This is a genomic window from Gordonia terrae (genome assembly GCF_001698225.1).
Classification (GTDB): domain Bacteria; phylum Actinomycetota; class Actinomycetes; order Mycobacteriales; family Mycobacteriaceae; genus Gordonia; species Gordonia terrae.
Window position 1 is genome coordinate 4,522,060 of sequence record NZ_CP016594.1, and the last position, 19,487, is coordinate 4,541,546.

2 protein-coding genes are annotated in these 19,487 nt (G+C 70.4%); both read right to left on the minus strand.

All coding sequences use genetic code 11. The features are described 5' to 3' along the window. Positions 1-62: 62 nt before the first annotated feature. Positions 63-1,118, minus strand: a complete 1,056-nt coding sequence (locus BCM27_RS20085) for a hypothetical protein (protein ID WP_239450622.1) — start codon at positions 1,116-1,118, stop codon at positions 63-65. Then, positions 1,115-19,447 (minus strand): amino acid adenylation domain-containing protein, encoded by an 18,333-nt coding sequence (locus BCM27_RS20090; protein ID WP_004022488.1) that lies wholly within the window; start codon positions 19,445-19,447, stop codon positions 1,115-1,117. The genes BCM27_RS20085 and BCM27_RS20090 overlap by 4 nt, the downstream gene beginning before the upstream one ends. Positions 19,448-19,487: the final 40 nt, after the last annotated feature.

A 19,487-nucleotide genomic window follows, 5' to 3' on the forward strand; every position in this document is an offset into this window, starting at 1 on the left:
CCATCGAGCGGGAACGCAGATCGTTGCGGCGCAGTCCTTCGGCGTGGTCGTTGTCGCGCCGGTCACCCTGCCTGACAGGTTCCGATCGCACCGCCCTGCAGCGCCACCTCCACCTTGCGCACGATCGAGCAGTCCGCCGGACCACTCCCGACGGTCCGCATGGGTTCGACCCGCTTCACCGCAGGTGTCGGGGCCACCTGCCGGACGACGGGTGCGGCGACCTCGGGGACAACGGCCGGCGCGGGTGCCGCATGCTTCGCCTGATGTGGGACGACGACCCGTTCGGCCGACACCTCGGTGGTGTCCGCGCGCAGGTGCCGAGGCCCGCCGACCGGGACCTTCCAGCCCTTGTCGTAGCCGTGCGCGGCGCCGATCGCGACACCCGCCGCGACCGCGGGCAGCGCGACCAGGGTGGCGACCAAGGCCGTCCCCACCACTGGCCCGACGACGAGTCCGGTGGGCAGGAACGGGATTCCGAAGAGCAGACCGAGTCCACCGCCCACCACGCCACCGACCGCGAGGGCGAGGGGCGCGGCCACCCCGGCGCCGATGACGCCGCCCACTGCGGCGTCACCAACCATCTGTTCGGCCACCCGGTCCGCGCGGGCAGCCGGAACACCGTTGCTCCGCAACACATCCGAGATGCCCCGGACGATCTCACCGGACCCCGCCGTGATCTGGGCCGCCAGCTCCGGCGACAACGCGCTCGGCCGGGTCAGATCGAGGTTGCCGACCCGGACCCGGTCACCGGCATCGGCCGCGACCGGCACCCTCACCTGACCGAGCGGCCGTAGGTGCCGCGGCGACGGGACGACCGAGGGCGCCTCCGGCCACTGGCCGACCACGACCGGGCCGGCGTCCGACACCAACGCGGCGTCGACGTGCGCGATCCGGAAGGCGTTGCCGGGCAGCGCCTCTCCTCCCGACGTCGACGACGACGGAACCACCGGGACCGGTAGGGCGACACCGGGCGCGGCCGCCTGGGCGACGGCCGGGGCCGTCACGGTGAGCGATGCGGCCAATGCGCAGCCGAGCAAGGCCCCGGCCGGGCGGCGACCGCGCGGGCGTGGGCACCGGTGTGCGCCGGATTTGCCGATCTTGTCCATGGACGACCTCATTTCTTGATGGTGAACCGATCATCGTGAGAAAACGCTAACCCCGAACGGGCCTGCTGCGAGGCACTTTCGGACGTCAGATGGTCGTCGAGGACGGCTGCGACCCGCGCGATCGCCTCGTCTTCGGTCATCCCCAGATGGTGGGTGTCGACGTCGACATTCGTGATGCTCCCCCGGACGTATCGACCCCACCCGTCGGCACCCACCGCGTCCGGCCGCCGATCGCGCACGGCGGTGAAGTAGAGCACGTCGGTCTCGACGACCGGCGGATGCCAATCACCGGTCGCACGGATGAGCAGGTTGTAGGCGTCGGTCAGCCGCTCGATCGTCGCGACGTCGATGCCGAACCGGTCCCCGAGACGCTCGGCGATCTGTTCGGCAGCGCGTTCGGCGGTCGCGTCCGAACTCACGAAGTCGATGCCGAGCACCGGTCCGAGATTGCTGATCAGCTCGCCCGCCGTGACCGTGGTGATCGCCGAGGTGTCGACGCCGTCGGCCTCCGTGTCGAGCATCGCCAGCAGGGCGACCTCGTGACCGGCCGCCCGCATCTCGGCCGCGACCGCATGTGCGATCACCCCACCCAGCGACCAGCCCAGCAGGTGGTACGGGCCCTCGGGCTGCACCGACCGGATCTCGTCGTAGTACCTGCGTGCGATCTCGGACATCGTGGCCGGACCGGGCACCTCGCCGCCGATCTGGGGCGCCTGCAGTCCATAGACCGGCCGGCCGGCCGGGATCTGCCGGCTCAACGTCTGGTAGCACCAGGACAGTCCGGATGCGGGATGGATGCAGAACAGCGGCGCCTGCTCGCCCTCCGGACGGATCGGGAGCAGGACATCGAGCCCCACGCCGCGTGACCCCGGGCCACCCGGCCCGGGCGCGGCAGCGTTTTCGGCATCGAACCCGTTGCGCATACCGGCCTCGATCCGCCGGGCCAGGTCGGCCGGGCTCGAATCGGACAGCATCCACCGGATCGGGATCTCGACGTGCAACTCGGTCTCCAGATCGTTGACCACCTGCACCGACCTCAGCGAATTGCCCCCGAGGGCGTAGAAGTCGTCGTCGGCCCCGACCCTGGGCACGCCGAGCACGTGCTCGAACGTCCGCGCGATCTCGGTCTCGAGCCACGACGAGGGTGCGCGGAACCCGGAGGCGTCGCGGGGCGGCTCCGGCAACCGCGCGCGGTCGAGCTTGCCCGACGCGGTGAACGGCAGCGAGTCGAGCACCATCACCGCGTTCGGCATCATGTATCCCGGTAGCGCCGCCGACGCGAAGGCGACGACCTCGGCGGTGTCCACCGAACCCGCCCCGTCCCGGTCCGACCCGACCGGCACCAGGTAGACGGTGAGATAGTCGACCGTGTCCGTCGAGGTGACCGCGGCCGCGGCGCGGGCGACATCCGGATGCCCGGCGAACACCGCCTCGATCTCGCCGAGTTCGATCCGGAGCCCACGTAGCTTGACCTGGAAGTCGCTGCGTCCCAGATACTCGAGCTCACCGGTTCGGCGTCGACGCACCAGGTCGCCGGCGCGATACATCCGGGCGCCGTCGACGAACGGGTCGGCCACGAAACGGTCGGCGGTGAGACCCGGGCGTCCGTGGTAACCCCGAGCCACCTGTGTCCCGGACAGATACAGGTCGCCGGTCACTCCCGCCGGCACCGGGCGCATCCGCGAATCCAGCACGTACGCGCGGGAATTCCACACCGGTACCCCCATCGGCACCGCCCCGTCGGCGGCCGTCCCCACCACGGACGACGTCGCGTGCACGGTGAACTCCGTCGGTCCGTAGAGGTTGTACATCTCCACTCCCGGCAGCGCGCGGCGGGCGGCGTCCACCACGTCGGGCCCGAACGCCTCGCCCGCCACGAGCAGGGTCCGCAGCGACGTCGCCCAACCGACGGGCAGGGCATCGGCGAACACCGCCAGCATCGACGGCACGAACGAGGTGATCGTGACCCGATGGGCGGACATGACCTCGGCCAGATATCGCGGATCGGTGTGGCCGTCCGGTCGCGCGATGACCAGACGGGCACCCACGGCCAATGTCGCGAACAGTTCCCACACCGACACATCGAAGGTCGCGGGAGTCTTCTGCAGCACCACGTCCGCCGTATTCAGCCCGTACTCGGCACTGATCCAGCGCACCTGGTTGACCACCGAGCGATGCGACACCGCAACGCCTTTGGGACGCCCCGTGGAGCCGGACGTGAACAGGACATAGGCAAGGGCATCCGGGTTCAGTGGTCCGGTCCGCATGTCGTCCGTCAGCGGCGAGTCGTCGAACCCCGTCAGGTCCACGGAGTCGAGTGACGACAGGACCAACACCGGCTGGGCGCACTCGATCATGTAGTCGATCCGTTCGGCCGGATGATCCGGGTCGATCGGCACGTAACCACCGCCCGCGGCGTGCACCGCGTACATCGCCGTCACCTGGTCGAGCGAGCGCCGCATGCGGAGGGCGACCAGCGAATCCGGGCCCACTCCCTGTGCGATCATCCAGCGGGCCAGTCGATTCACCCGACCGGCGAACTCGGCGTAGCTCTGCGTGACCGCCCCCGAGATCACCGCGGTCTCGTCGGCGTGTGCCGCCGCAGCCGCCGCGAACATCGAGGCGAGGTTCTCGGCGGAATCCACATCGTGCGCCGACGCATTCGAACCCTGGAGTGCGGCATGTCGTTCGGCGTCGTCGAGCAGGTCGACGTCGTGTACGGCGCGGTCGGGGTCGGTCGTCATCGCCTCGAGCATCCCCACCAACCGGTCGACGAAGCGCTCCACGGTCGACCGGTCGAAGAGGTCGGACGCGAAGGTGACCCCCCCGGCGATGCCCGCAGGCGTGCCGTCCGGGTCATAGGCGTCGGCCACCGTCACCTGCAGGTCGAACAGGGCCAGCCCGGTGTCCGGCTCGACGGCCCGCACCGACAGTTCGGGCAGTTCGATGTCGGTGGTCGAGATGTTCTGGAACGCGAGCATCACCTGGAACAGCGGGTTGTGGGCGTCGGAGCGGACCGGATTGAGTTCGGAGACGAGCCGCTCGAACGGGACGTCGGCGTGACCGAATGCCGCGAGGTCGGTATCGCGCACGTCATCGATCAACTGCGCGAACGACATCCCGCTCCACACCCTCGTGCGCAGCACGAGGGTGTTGACGAACATCCCGATCAGGTCGTCGAGATCGCGTTCCCCGCGGCCGGCGTACGGGGTGCCGACGGCGACGTCGTCGGTCGCGGCGAGTCGGGCGAGCAGGGCGGCCAGCGCGGCGTGGACGACCATGAACAGGGTCGTGTTGTGCGCGCGGGCCACCCGTTGCAGCCCGGCGTGCAGTTCGGCGTCGACGGTCAGACCGACGGAATCCCCGGCGTAGGACTGGGTGGCCGGGCGGGGCCGGTCGGTGGGTAGTTCGAGCAGCGGGGGCGTGTCGGCCAACTGTTCCGCCCAGTAGTCGATCTGCGCACGCAACAACGAGTCCGGGTCCGACTCCGAGCCCAGGACCGCCCGCTGCCAGATCGCGTAGTCGGCATATTGCACCGGGAGCGGCACCCATCCGGGCGCCTCCCCCTGCACTCGCGCGGCATAGGCCGACATGATGTCGCGCGCCAGGGGCGTCAACGACGAGCCGTCGCCGCCGATGTGGTGCAGCACGACGGCGAGCACCCACTCGTCGGCGCCGAGTTCGAAGAGCACGATCCGCGTCGACGCCTGGACGGTCAGGTCGAACGGCGTCCCGATCAGGTCCGCGATCGCCTGGTCCACCTCGGTTTCGGCGACCCGGGCGACCTCCATCGGTACGATGTCGGCCTCGGCCGGCAGGATCACCTGGACTGGTTCCCCCTCGACGAAGGGGTAGACGGTGCGCAGGATCTCGTGACGGTCGATGACGTCGCCGATCGCCCGGTGGAGCGCGTCGACGTCGAGATCGCCGGACAGCCGCACCACGATGGGGATGCTGTACGCCGACGAGTCGGGTTCGATCCGATTGAGGAACCACATGCGTTGCTGGGCGTAGGACAGCGGAACCCGTTCCGGACGAGCGTGTGCCACCAGGCCGACCCGGCCCGTGTCGGCGTGGGATTCGGCGCGCGCCGCCAGTCGCGTCACCGTGGATGCCTCGAAGATCAGTGAGACCGGGATCGTCGTGTCCAGCGCCGCACCGATTCTCGCCACGACGCGGGTCGCGGCCAGACTGTTCCCACCCAGGTCGAAGAAGTCGTCATCGGCACCGACCGCGGCGTCGATGGACAGGACGTCGGCGTACACCCCTGCGACGATCTCCTCGACCGGTGTGGCGGGTGCGCGGAAGGTCCGGGTGGTGACGATGGGCGCGGGAAGGGCACGCCGGTCGAGTTTCCCGCTCGGCGTCAACGGGATCTCGTCGAGGACCACCACCGCGGCCGGGACCATGTACGACGGCAGGACCTCGCCGAGCCCGGCTCGCAACTTCTCGCCGGTCAGGGCGACACCGGGCGCAGGCACCACATAGGACACCAGGCGCATGCCGATACCGGCGTCGTGTCGGGGAACGGTGACGGCGAAGGCCACCGCGGCCAGTTCGGCCAAGGCGGTGTCGATCTCCCCGAGCTCGACCCGGAAGCCGTGGACCTTCACCTGGAAGTCGTTGCGTCCCAAGAACTCGAGCATCCCCTCGCGGTTCCGGCGAACGAGGTCGCCGGTCCGGTACGCGCGTTCTCCCGTCCGTCCGAAGGGATGGGCGACGAACCGCGCCGCCGACACCCCGGGACGGTTCAGGTAGCCGCGCGCCAGCGCGGGTCCGGACAGGTACAGTTCCCCGGCGACCCCGTCCGGCACGGGCTGCAGACGCGGGTCGAGTACGAGTGTCTGCATGCCGGCAAGTGCCGAGCCGATCGTCGAACGCTCCCCCACCTGCAATCCGGCCGTGGCGGTGGCCACGATGGTGGTCTCGGTCGGGCCGTACAGCACGCGGAACTGTCGGCCGCCGGCACGATCGGCACCCACCCACCGGCTCACCAGATCGGTGGGCACCTCGTCACCGCCCGAGAACACGACCCGCAGATCATCGAGACCGTCCGGGTCCACCGATGCCAGCGCGGCCGGCGTGACGAACGCGTGCGAGACGCGATGCCGACGGAGGAGATCCGCCAGTTCGCGACCGCCACGCATCCCGGTGGGCGCGACCACCAGCGCGGCCGCGGCACTCACTGCGAGCAGGATCTCCAGCAGCGAGGCGTCGAACGACGGGGAGGCGAAATGCAGGACCCGCGAGGAGGTTCCGGCCGCTCGGTCCACGTGCAGCGTGGCGAGATAGTCCGCGACGCCGGCGTGTGAGACGGCGACACCCTTCGGCACGCCGGTCGAGCCGGAGGTGAAGACCACCCACGCGATGTTCGCCGGTCGGACCGGGCACACCCGGTCGGACTGCGCGATCGGCGAGGACGGCAGTTCCTCGATCTCGGCGGCGGTCGCGGGGTCGTCGAGCACCACCCACTCGAGCGCATCGGGCAGTGCAGTGCGCGACTCGCGCGTCGTGATACCGAGTGGCGCAACCGAATCGGTCACCATCTGGTCGATCCGTGCAGCCGGGTAGTGGGGATCCACCGGGACGTAGGGGGCACCCGACTTCACGACCGCCCACCATGCCACCACTGAGTCGACCGACCGCTCGACGGCCACCACCACCGGTCGTTCCGGTGCCGCTCCGCTCCGGATCAGCTGCCTGGCCAGTCGACTCGAGCGGCGATCGAGCTCACCGTAGGACACCTCGACGTCGCCGGCGATCACCGCCGCGCCGTCGGGATCGGCGTCGACGGCGGCCGCGAAGACCTCCGGCAGCAGGGTCGGCTCCGCCGCCGCACCCGATCCGACGACCGTGAGCAGTTCGGTGCGCTCGTCGTCACCGAGCCAGTCGATGTCACCGACGGGCGTCGACGCGTCGGTGACGATCGCGTCGAGCACGAACTCGAGCCGACGAACGAATCCCGCGACGGTCGCGGGGTCGAAGAGGTCGCGGGCGAACATCATCGTGCCGGCGATCCCCTGTGCCGCACCGTTGTCCGAGTACGACTCGGCCACGACCAGCTGGAGGTCGAACTGACAGATACCGGTGTCGGCCCGCGCGCGGGACACGTGTAGGTCCGGCAGTTCGACGTCGACGCCGGACAGGTTCTGGAACGCCAGGGCGACCTGGAACAGCGGATGGTGGGCGGTGGACCGTTGCGGATTGAGCTCGGACACGATCCGCTCGAACGGGACGTCGGAGTGCTCGAAGGCGTCCAGGTCGACGTCACGCACACGGTCGAGCAACCCGGCGAACGACTCCGCCGCGTCGAGATCGGTCCGGAGCGCGAGCGTGTTCACGAACATGCCGACGAGCGGCTCCAGATCCGGTTCGCCGCGCCCGGCCACAGGTGCGCCGATCACGACGTCGTCGACCCCGCTCAACCGGCCGAGGACCGTCGCGAGCGCGGCATGCAGGACCATGAACAACGACGCGCCGTGTGAGCGGGCGAGGGCCAGCAGTTGCTCGTGGAGCCGAGCATCGATCGCCACCGGCACCTGACCGCCGGCCAGGGTCGCCACCGGCGGGCGCGGCCGGTCGGTGGGCAGATCGAGGACGTCCGGGGCACCGGCCATGGTCGTGCGCCAGAAGTCCAGCTGGGCGTGCATCATCGATGCCGGGTCATCGTCGCGTCCCAGCATCTGGCGTTGCCACAGGGCGTAATCGGCGTACTGGACCGCGAGCGGTTCCCAGGCCGGTTCCGCGCCGCCGAGCCGAGCGGCGTAGGACGTCATCACATCCTGCGCCAGCGGCGCCATCGACTGTCCGTCACCGGCGATGTGATGGACCACGAGTACGAGCAGGAAGCGTCCGTCGGTCGTCCGCCGGTGGTCTCGACCCCGCTCGTCCGGATCCACCGCGACCACTGCCACGCGCATCGGCACCGACGTGGTCACGTCGAACCCGCGGCGCACGAATCCGGCGACGACGTCCTCGACCTCGGTCGCCGGCACCCGGCGGGTCTCCACGGTCACCGGGGCCTCGTCGAGGATGAGTTGCCACGGATCACCGTCGATCTCGGGATAGATCGTCCGCAGTACCTCGTGCCGTCGGACCACGTCCCCGAGCGCCTGCTCGAGTGCGGCGAGGTCCAGTCGCCCCGTCAGTTCGAGGACCACCGGGATGTTGTAGGCCGGTGACTCGGGATCCATCCGGTTCAGGAACCACATCCGCTGTTGCGCGAGCGACAACGGAAGCCGTTCCGGGCGTTCGGAAGCCGCCAGCGGTGCGCGCCGGTCGGCGCCCAGCGATCCGACCGACTCCGCCAGGGCCGCAACGCCGGGCGATCGGAACACCGATCGGAGTGGGATCCGCACCCCGAGGACAGCTCCCAGCCGCGCGGTCACCACCGATGCGCTCAGCGAGTCACCGCCCAGGGCGAAGAAGTCGTCGTCGGCGCCCACCCGCGGCACTCCGAGGACCTCCTCGAACACGGCGGCCACCGCCGACTCGGCTCGGTTGGACGGTGCGCGGAACTCCCGAGCGGCGAAGACCGGTTCGGGCAGCCGACGCCGATCGAGCTTGCCGGTCGGGGTGAGCGGGATCTCGTCGAGGACGACGACCGCGGCGGGAACCATGTACGCGGGCAGCGTCTGCTCCAGGGATGCGCGGAGTTCGTCCCCGGACAGCGACACCCCCGGCGCGGCGGTCACGTACGACACCAGGCACTGCGGCGTTCCGTTCCCCCCATGCGGGACGGTCACCGCGTAGGCGACGTCCACGCGGGACCCGAGGCGCGCGTCGATCTCGCCCACCTCGACTCGTGTACCGCGCACCTTCACCTGGAAGTCGTTGCGTCCCAGATATTCCAGTTCACCGGATCGGGTGACCCGGACGAGATCGCCGGTCCGGTACATCCGGGCGCCGGGCACGTCGGCCGGGCAGGGCACGAAACGCACGGCCGTCGTCGCGGCACGTCCGACGTAGCCGTCGGCCAACCCGGGGCCGACGAGGTACAACTCGCCGACAACGCCCTGCGGGACCGGGCGCATCCACGAGTCGAGCACGACCGTGCCGACGGGTCCCACCGCGGTTCCGATCGTGATCGGGCCGGCCACACCCAACGGTGCGCTCGCGGTGGCCCAGATCGTGGACTCGGTCGGTCCGTAGAGGTTGACCATGCTCCGGCCCCCGGCCCAACGCCACACCAACTCGTGCCCCACGGGCTCACCCGCGGTGGCCAGCACACGAAGGCTGTCGAGACCTTCGGACGGCACGGTGGCCAGGGCCGACGGTGTCAGCACCGCATGTGAGATGTCCTCGCGCCGGATCAGATTCGCGAGGTCGGGCCCGCCGTAGACCTCGGGCGGCGACACGGCCAGCCGCCCGCCGGATCCGTGCGCCATCAACAGTTCGAACACGAAGGCGTCGAAGCTGGGCGATGCCACCTGGAGCACGGTCGACCGGTGGTCGACGCCGAGGACCGCGCGCTGGGCCGCGACGACCTGTGCCAGTCCGCGATGGGACACCACCACGCCCTTGGGCGTACCGGTGGACCCCGACGTGTAGATCACGTAGGCGGTGTCGGCGACCCGGATCGGGCCGCTCCGTTCGTCATCGGTGATCGGGTCGGCGGGTCTGACGCGCGCGCGAGGAGACGAGTGCGGCCCGTCGAGAACGATCCAGTCGATGCTGTCGGGCAGCCCCGCCCGGCATGCGCCGATCGTGATCCCCAGCCCGGCGCGCGAATCGGCCAGCACGAACTCGATGCGTTCGGCGGGCAGGTTCGGATCCAGCGGCAGGAACGGTACTCCCGCCTTCGCCGCCGCCCAGATCGCGATCGCCGCCTCGACGGATCGTGGCAGAGCGCACGCCACGAGGCGATCCGTCGTGCGCCGCAGGATCTGTCGGGCCACCCGGTCGGACTCCGCGTCGAGCGCTCGATACGACATCGACCTCTGCCCACAGGTCACCGCGATCGCATCCGGATTCTGCCCGGTCGCGGCGGTGAGGATGTCGAGAAGGGTTGCCGGTGGCGCCAACTCGTCGGTCCGACCGACACCGGCCGGCCCCGCATGACGGAGGTCGCCGAGCCGTACACCGGGCTCGTCGGCGATCCGGGCCAGGCATTCCACGAAGTGGTCGGCGATCTCACGCGCGCGGGTCTCGTCGAACTCGTCGCGATGGAACCGCACCGTGACGCTGAGTCCCGGCTCGCCCTCGCCGCTGTCGATCTTCGGCGCCACGACGACGCTCAGCGGGTACGGCGTGGCGTCGAGTCCGGTGATGCCGTCGACGTGCAGACCGGCCGAGGTGACGAGTTGTTGCAGCGCCTCCTCGCGCAGTGGGAACGACTGGAAGGCCAGCGCGGTGTCGAACAGATCCGACCGTCCCACCGCGCGGTGGATGGCCGGGAGTCCGACATAGTGGTGGTCGAGAACCAGCGCGTTCGCGTCCTGCACGTGAACCAGCAGGTCACGCAACGACATCGACGGATCGAGACGGACCCGGATCGGCACGGTGCTGAGGAACATGCCCAACGCCCGTTCGACGCCGGGCAGCTCCGGCGGTCGCCCGGCCACGGCGGAGCCCAGCACCACGTCGGTGTCACCGGTGAGGGTCCGCAGGACGAGGGCCCAGGCCGCCGAGAGGGCGGTGCCGACGGTCACGGCGGAATCCGCGACCGCCGACCGCAGGCGCGCGTACTCCTGCTCGGGGAGTTCGGCGATGATCTCGCCGGCCGCGACCCCACTCATCGCGAGGCCGCCCCTGGTCACCCGGGTGGGTCCGTCGACGTCGGCGTAGGCATGCGCCCACGCGGCCGTCGAGGCGTCGTGATCCTGCTCGTCGAGCCACGCGAGGTAGTTCCGGTACGACGACGCCGGGCCGGCCACGCCGATCTGCGCCGGATCTCCGTAGTACTGCAGGAGTTCGCCGAGCAACAGCGGCATCGACCAGCCGTCGAGGATCACGTGGTGGTTGGTGACATGGACCGCGTAGCGGTCGGTGTCGAGTCGCACGACGGTGAATCGGATGAGGGACGGCTCGGCGAGATCGAAACCCGCTCCGGCCTCGTCGGCGGCGATCCGACGCGCCGCTCCCCGGTCCTCGACCGCGGTGAGATCGACGCTCCGGAAACGAACCCCGACATCGCCGACGACGATCTGCCGGGGGCCCTGCGACGTCTGGACGAAAGCCGTCCGCAGGATGTCGTGCCGGTCCACGACGGCCTGAGCGGCGCGGCGCAGCAACTCCACGTCGAGCCGACCGGACAGGGCGATCGTCGATTGCACGGTGTAGTCGTCCACGGAGTCGGGATCAAGCGTCGAGTGGAAGTGGATTCCCGACTGCGTCGGCGACAGCGGCCACACATCCGTGAGCGCCGGGAACCGCCGTCGCAGGACCTCGAGGTCGCCGTGTGGCAGCTGCTCGAGGTGCGACCCCGATTCTGCGACATCGACTTCGGCGCCCACACCCGTCGACAGGACGTCGGTGTCCGGCCCGTTTGCCTCGCTCCCCGTGCCGGTGTCGCCGATTCCGGTCGCGACGGCGGCAAGGGCGGCGACGGTCTTCGCCTCGAAGACCGCACGGGGGGTGATGGACAGGCCGGCCGCCTTCGCCGCCGCGACCAGCTGCATCGAGACGATGCTGTCGCCGCCGAGCGTGAAGAAATTGTCGTCGGCGGTGACGTCCTCGAGCTGCAACACCTCGGCGAACAGAGCGGCGATGATCCGCTCCGTCGGTGTCCCCGGCGCTCGCCCGCCCCCGCTCTCGGCGCGGAAGTCACACTGCCGCAGCGCTTTCGTGTCGACCTTGCCGGATCGGGTGACGGGCATCGACTCCAGTTCGATGATCGCCGCGGGAACCATGTACTGCGGCAACGTGTTCGCGAGATCGTCGTGCAGTCCGTGCACGTCCAGCGTCTCGTCGGGCGTCCCGACGACGTAGGACACGATGACCGGACGGCCCGAATGTCCGCGCTGGAGCACCGTGGCTGCCTGGGCGACACCGGCGTTGCGCACGAGGTGGGCGTCGATGTCCCCGGTCTCGATCCGCAGGCCGTGGACCTTCACCTGCTGGTCGTTGCGGCCCAGGTACTCCAGCCGCAAGGCGTCGTCCACGCGCACCCACCGCACGGCATCGCCGGTGCGATACAGGCGTTCTCCCGGGGCCCGCAGTGGGTCGGCGACGAACCGCGCCGCGCTGACGCCCGGGCGGTCGAAGTAACCGCGCGCGAGTCCGGGACCACCGAGATAGAGTTCGCCGACCACACCGACGGGCACCGGACGCAACCAGGTGTCGAGCACGAACGCCGAGACGCCTCGGATCGGCTCCCCGATCGTCACCGGCTCACCGGGCCGGAGGTCGTCGGCGCCGGTCGCCCAGATCGTGCTCTCGGTGGGGCCGTAGTGATTCATCAGCCGACGCCCCGGCGACCACCGGTTCACGATGTCCGCACCCGTCGCCTCGCCGACCACCGCGATGATCCGCAGCGCCGGCAGTCGGGACGGGTCCATCGTGTTGAGCACCGTCGGCGTGATGATCGCGTGGGAGACCTGCTCGATCCGCAGCAGGTCCTCGAGATCGGAGCCGCCGTAGACCTCGGGCGGCGCGACCACCAGGCACGCGCCGGCACTGTGCGCGACCAGCACTTCCGAGACACAGGCGTCGAACCCCGGCGAGGCGACCTGCAGGATCGTCGAATCCCGGTGCACCGCGAACGATTCCGCGTATTCGACGACCCGATCGGCGAGACCGCGATGGGTGATGTGGACGGCCTTGGGCCGGCCGGTGGAGCCGGAGGTGAAGATGAGGTAGGCCGCATTGTCCGGCCGGAGCGGGCGGGGGTCGACCGGCCGGTCCGGCAGTGCGGTGTCGTCACCCAGCGGGAGCGAGCCGGGGCCGACGAGGGTCAGCCACTCGACCGTGTCCGGGAGGTTCGGCACGACGGCGTCGACGGTCACCCCGATGGTGGATCGCGCATCGGCGAGCAGTTCGGCGATGCGATAGGCGGGATTGCCCGGGTCGACGGCGACGAAGGCCGCCCCGGTCCGCGCGACCGCCCAGATCGCCACGATGAGCGCGGCCGACCGCGGGACCGCCAGCGCCACCGAGTTTTCCGGGCCGGCGCCGCGGGCGGCGAGGTCGGCGGCGAGTCGGTCGCTGCGGTCCGCGAGTTCGCGGTAGGTCATGGTCGCGCCGTCGGCGCGCACGGCGGGCGCCTCGGGGTGCCGGCGTGCGGTGTCGGCGAGGATGTCCCGGAGCACGCGCGCTGACACCGGGGGTGGCCCCTCGATCGGACACAGGGCGGCGCGTTCGGTGTCCCAGCACGAGGCCAGCGCGGCGACCGTGCGGCCGGGTTCGGCGACGATCTGCCGCAGCAGGAGCACGAACCGCTCGAGCAGCACGTCTGCGGACTCCGCGTCGAGCCGGTCCACGGCGTACTTCAGCAGAAGTTCATAGGTACCGGGCTGATCGGTGGCCGAACGGTCCGAGCTGCCCGTCCGGGGCGGTGTGACCTGAAGGCTCACCGGATACGGGGTGGCGTCGTGCGCGGCGAGACCGTTCCATCGCAGGCCCGCGTCGGCGAGCATGCGGTTGATCTCGTCCGGATCGAGAGGGTAGGACTCCAGCACCGTGGCGGTGTCGAACATGTCGGCCACCCCGGTCACCCGCTGGAGCTCGGCCAGGCCGATGTCGCGGTGGTCGAGCATCGCCGCCTGCTCGGACTGCGCCCGCGTCAGGAGATCGACGACGCGCTCGTCCGGGCGGAGCCGGATCCGCACCGGCAGGGTGTTGATGAACAGTCCGATCATCTGCTCGATGCCCGGGATCGAGGCGGGACGATCGGACACCGTGTTGCCGAACACGACGTCGGACCGGCCGGTCATGATCGAGAGCAGCAGGGCCCACGCCACCTGGATCGAGGTGTTGGCGGTGACGCCGTGGGCGCGTGCGAGTCCCGCGATCGCCTCCGTCGTCGCCCTGTCGAGTTCGAGGCCGGTCTCGCCGATCTCGCCGGTGGCGCCCCGTTCCGGCACTCCGGTGAGTCGCGTCGGACTCTCGATGCCGGCGAGGGTCTCCTGCCACGCGCGCGTCGTCGCATCGTGGTCGCGGGTGTGCAGCCACTGCAGGTAGTCCCGGAACGTCCGAGGACCCGGGAGTCCGACGTCGCCGGCCTTCCCGCCGTCGGTGAGGTACAGGCGCAACAGCTCGGAGATGAGCACCGGCATCGACCAGCCGTCGAGCACGATGTGGTGGTTGGTGATCGACAGCACGTACTCGTCGGTGTCTGATGTGCCGACGGTGTCGCCACATGCGACCCGCGCGAGCCGGAAACGCAGCAGGGGCGGGTGTGTCAGGTCGAAGGGCCCGGCCGACTCGGCGATGAGCCTCCGCAGTGCACGGTCTCGGTCGTCGGCGTCGACGATGCCGGTGAGGTCGGAGTCCGACCAGTCGACGGCCACGTCGTCGAGGAGGATCTGGCGTGGCCCGGCGCCGGTCTCGACGAACGCGACGCGGAGACTGTCGTGCCGATCGATCAACGCCTGCGCGGCCCGTCGCATCCGTTCGGGTCGCAGGCGCCCGCCCAGTCGTAGTTCGGCCTGCACGGTGTAGCCGTCGGCGGCGTCGTCGTAGGTCGCGTGGAACAACAGGCCGGACTGCAGCGCGGTGAGCGGCCACACGTCGACCATCGACGGGTGGGCCACCGCCCAGCGATCGATGTCGGCCTGGCTGACCGAGACCAAGGGGAAGTCCGACGGCGTGTGACCGCCGGCCGTCCCGGACCGGACGTGTTGGGCGAGACCCTTGAGCGCCTGCGCCCACAGCGCGGCCAGTTCTTCGACGTCGACCCGGTCGAGCACCAGCGATGCGTACTCCCAGCCGACGTCGAGTTCGGCGCCGGCCGGGCCCGGTTCGGCGATCGCGTTGATGTCGATGAGGGCGGGCAACGCCATCCACGGGTCGCCGGTACCTGCCAGCGCGTCGAATCCGCGCGCCGGCATCCACGGGCCGGTGTGTTCGCCGGTCCCCATCCGGCCCAGATAGTTGAGGCTGATCTGGGGTTCGGGCCGGTCTCCCAAGACGTCGCGGCCGGTCGGATCGAGGTACCGGACCAGTCCGTAACCGATCCCGTGATCGGGCGCGGCCCGGAGCTGTTCCTTGATCTGCTTGATCGCCAGCCCCGCCGACGCACCGCCGGTGAAGGCGTCCTCGAGGTCGACGCCCTGCAGCTCGAGCCGGACCGGGAAGCGTGCGGTGAACCAGCCCACCGTCGAGGTGAGGTCCGCGCCGGGTACCGCGGCCTCTTCGCGACCGTGACCTTCGAGGGCGATCAGTTCGCTGCCGTCGGTCTGGCCATGCCTGCGGCGCCACTGCGCGAGCGCGAGGGCGAGGGCCGCCAGCAGTGGATCGTTGGCACCGCCGTGGAACCGCGCGGGGATGGTGGTGAGGACCGCCTCGGTCACATCCGCCGGAATCCGCATCCGGAGCCGGCCGGCGGTGGCGACGATGTCGCGATCCGGGTCGAGTGCGCGACGACCGAGCAACCGGTCCGCCGGTTCGACGACCTCCGTCCATCGGTCGAGTTCGGCCGCGGCACGCGACGGAGCCTGCTCGACGAGGCCGTGGACCCAGCGCCGCACCGAGGTCGTCGGCAGGCCGAGGTTCGGCACGACCCCCTCCCGGATCTGATTCCAGGCCGTGACCAGGTCGGCGAGGATGATGCGCCAGGAGACGCCGTCGACGGCCAGGTGGTGGATGACCAGCCACATCAGGTCGGGCGCGGAGTGCTCGCGGTCTTGCAACCAGACGAACCTCACCAGCACGCCGGCACGCGGGTCGAGCCGGTCGGCCGCGGCCTGGAGGTGCCGGTCGATCTCCTCGGCATCCCGCTGTTCGAGCCATGTGTGCTCCAACACCTCGTCCGCGTCGACCACGCCGGGCGGCCGGACGACCAGGTGCGGCTGGTCCGCCAGATCGTCGACGAGTACGGCGCGAAAGATGTCGTGCCGATCCAGGACGGCGCTCAGGGTGCGGACCAGCTCGTCGCGCCCGACGGCGTCCGGGAGTTCGACCAGCGCCGCCTGTCCGAAGCGGTCGATGGGACCACGGTCGAGCATCGCGTGCATGATCGGCGACAGCGGCAGAGACCCGATGGCACCGCCGGGCAGCTCGCGCAACCCGGCGTCGTCGGCGACCTCGGACGCCATCGCGGCAAGTGCCGCAACGGTTTTGTGCTCGAACACGTCCTGGGTCGTGAACGCCAGGCCGCTCGCCTTCGCCCGCGCCACGAGCTGGATCGAGAGGATGCTGTCACCACCGAGAACGAAGAAGCTGTCGTCGGCACCCACCCCCGCAACTCCCAGGACGTCCGAGAAGAGCTGCGCCAGTTGATATTCCCTGGGCGTGGACGGCGGTCGCCCAGACCGGGCGGCGGCGAACACCGGTGCGGGGAGGGCACGCCGGTCGACCTTGCCGAACGGGTTCAGCGGCAGGGCGTCGAGCGTCGTGATCACGGCCGGGACCAGGTGCGGTGGCAGACAGTCACGCGCGAACCGCTCCAGCTCCGCCGGCTCGGGCCGCGGCCCCGCCGCCGGCACCACATACGACGCCAGCACGGTCGTGCCCGCATGATTGCGCACCGGCACGGTGACGGACTGTTCCACCTGGGCGTGGCCGGTGAGGGCGGCATCGATCTCGCCGGGCTCGATCCGGTACCCACGGATCTTCAGCTGGAAGTCGGTGCGACCCAGCAACTCCAGCGACGGCGACGCCGACGCACCGACCCAACGCGCGAGATCGCCGGTCCGGTACATCCGTTCGCCCGGGGCGCCATTCGGATGGGCGACGAAACGAGCCGCGGTCTGACCGGAGAGGTGCGCGTATCCGCGCGCCAGACCGGGGCCGGCGAGGTACAGCTCGCCCGCCGTCCCCACCGGCACCGGCTGGAGCGCGTGGTCGAGGACCATCACCGAGGTCCCGCGGATGGGGCCCCCGACGGTGACATCGCCGTCGGTTTCGACCACCGAGCTCGCGGCCGTGATCGTCGCCTCGGTCGGCCCGTACTCGTTGATCATCGTCGCCGATCGCGTCCACCGTTCGACGACATGCGGCGCGCATCTGTCGCCCCCGACGACGACCGTCTGCAGTCCCGCCAGCGGCTCCGGCTCGACGGTCGCCAGCATCGCCGGGGTCAGGGTCAGGTGGGTCACGCGCTCGTCGGAAAGCAGCCGTGTGAGCCGCTCCCCGCCGATGACCTCCGGCGGGACGATGACCAAGGCGGCGCCGGCCGCGAAGCAGGTCAGGAGTTGTTCCATCGACGCATCGAAACTCGGGGACAGCGCATAGGACACCCGTGAGTCCGGTCCGAGGCCGTACGCGTCGGTCCGGTCGGCGACGAGACTCGCCAGACCGGCATGGGTGACCTGCACGCCCTTCGGCACGCCGGTCGAACCGGACGTGTAGGTCATGTACGCGACGTTCTCGAGTCGTGGACGCGTCGAGAAGTCGCCGTCGTCTGCCCCGTCGTGGTCGCCGGGGTCGGTGTCCGTCGACAGGTCACCGAGGTCGATCCGGACCGCCGCCGGCGGCACTCGATCGGCGAGGTCGTCGACGGTGATCGCAGCCCGGGCACCGCTGTCGGCGACGATGTGCTCGATCCGCTTGCGCGGGTATTCCGGATCCACCTGGACGATCGCGGCCCCGGTCTTCGCGATCGCCCAGACGGCCACGACGGTGCCCAGGGATCGTGGCAGCAGGACGGCCACCGAGGTCTCGGGCTCGCAACCGGCGGCGAGCAACCGACGCGCGAGCCGCGACGAGGCGGCGTCGAGTTCACGGTAGGTCATGCTCCGCCCCGAGGCGCAGACCGCGATTGACTCTCGGTGCCGCGCAACCGTATCGGCGAGGACATCGGCCAGCACCCGCGGCGCTGCGGGGTCGGCGCCACGGACCGGGAGCAACGCCGAGCGCTCCTGCTCGTCGAGCAATGGAAGTCGTCCCACGTGGTCGCCGGGCGCCCCGCCGAGGAACTCGTGCAGGAACATCAGGAACCGGCGGTGGTGCGCGGTGAGCTCGTCGGGCGTGTAGATGTTCGGATTGCCCTGCAGGTCGATGTGTGTGCTGCTCTTGCCCGCACCCGGGTAGATGTTGACGAACAGATCGGACGTCGGGCCGGACGTCAGGACGTGCAGGCGCCCGGTGACCCCACCCAGGACGACCTCGCTGTCGACCATCATGAGATTCACCGCGGGCCCGAAGGAGGCCGACTCGTCGCGGGCCATCCCCATGTCGGCGAAGATGTCCTCCTGGCGGTACCGCTGGCGGCGCAGGGCGCTCAGCAATTCCCCCTGCACGGAGGTCACCACGTCGCCGAGGGTGCGCCCCGCGACCGGGACGCGCAGCGGCACCACATTCGCCACCATGCCGCCGGACCTGCGCAGCACGGCCGAGTGCCGACCGGACACCGGCAGGCTGAGGAGCACCTCGGCGCTTCCCGTCATCCGCGCGAGGTACGCGGCGAAGGCCGCGACGATCACCGGGGTGACTCCGCCTCCCTCATGCGCGGCGGCGTCGAGGCGCTGTGCCGTGCCCTCCGGAATCGGCGCGCTCACCAGGATCGGGTGCAGGGTCGGCTTGCCGTGCCGGCCGGCGAGCGTGACGACCGGCGGAGCGCCCTCGAGGTGCTCGCTCCAGTACTTCCGATCGTTGTCGTGACGAGTCGACCCCGGGTACGACGCATCCTGGTCGACGATGTCGGCGATGTCGCTCGCCGTCGACGGCGGAGCCGGGTCGCCGCGAACGGCGGCGTTGTACAACTCGGTGATGCGCCGGACCATCGTGACGGCGGCGAACCCGTCGAGCGCGATGTGATGGGCGCGGAGGTACCAGATGTAGTGCTCGTCCCCGACGCGGTAGACGATGCTCGTCATCAGGTGATCCGCCAGCAGATCGAGCGGTGTGGTGTAGTCGCGCACCATCATTCGATGAGCGGTGGCGATCGGATCGGGCTCGTCCCGGAGGTCCACGGTGCGCACCGGGGCGCCCTGTGCGGCGACGTACTGTCGTGGTTCGCCGTCGACGACGGTCAAGCGCAGGTGTCCGGATCCGAATTCCCGCCCCGTGGTCCGGCAGACCGTGGCCAGCAACTCGGTGTCCAGTGCGCCGTCGATGTCGACGTATTGCGCCACCGAGATCGGCAGATCACCCGCGAGGTGCTGAGCGAACCAGATCCCCCGCTGCGCGGCGGACAGCGGCAACGAGTCGATGCCGTCCCCCGGTCTCGTCGGGGCGGCGGCCGGTGGCCGGGTCGATGGCCCCGCGGGCGGGTTGACGATGTCCTTGTCGGAGATGGTCACGTGGCCTCCATGCGTTCGTGTCGATCGCACTCGTCCGGGG

Bases quoted from the DNA above. Each gene is read 5' to 3' on its own strand.
- BCM27_RS20085 (WP_239450622.1), bottom strand. From the start codon at position 1,118: ATGAGGTCGTCCATGGACAAGATCGGCAAATCCGGCGCACACCGGTGC.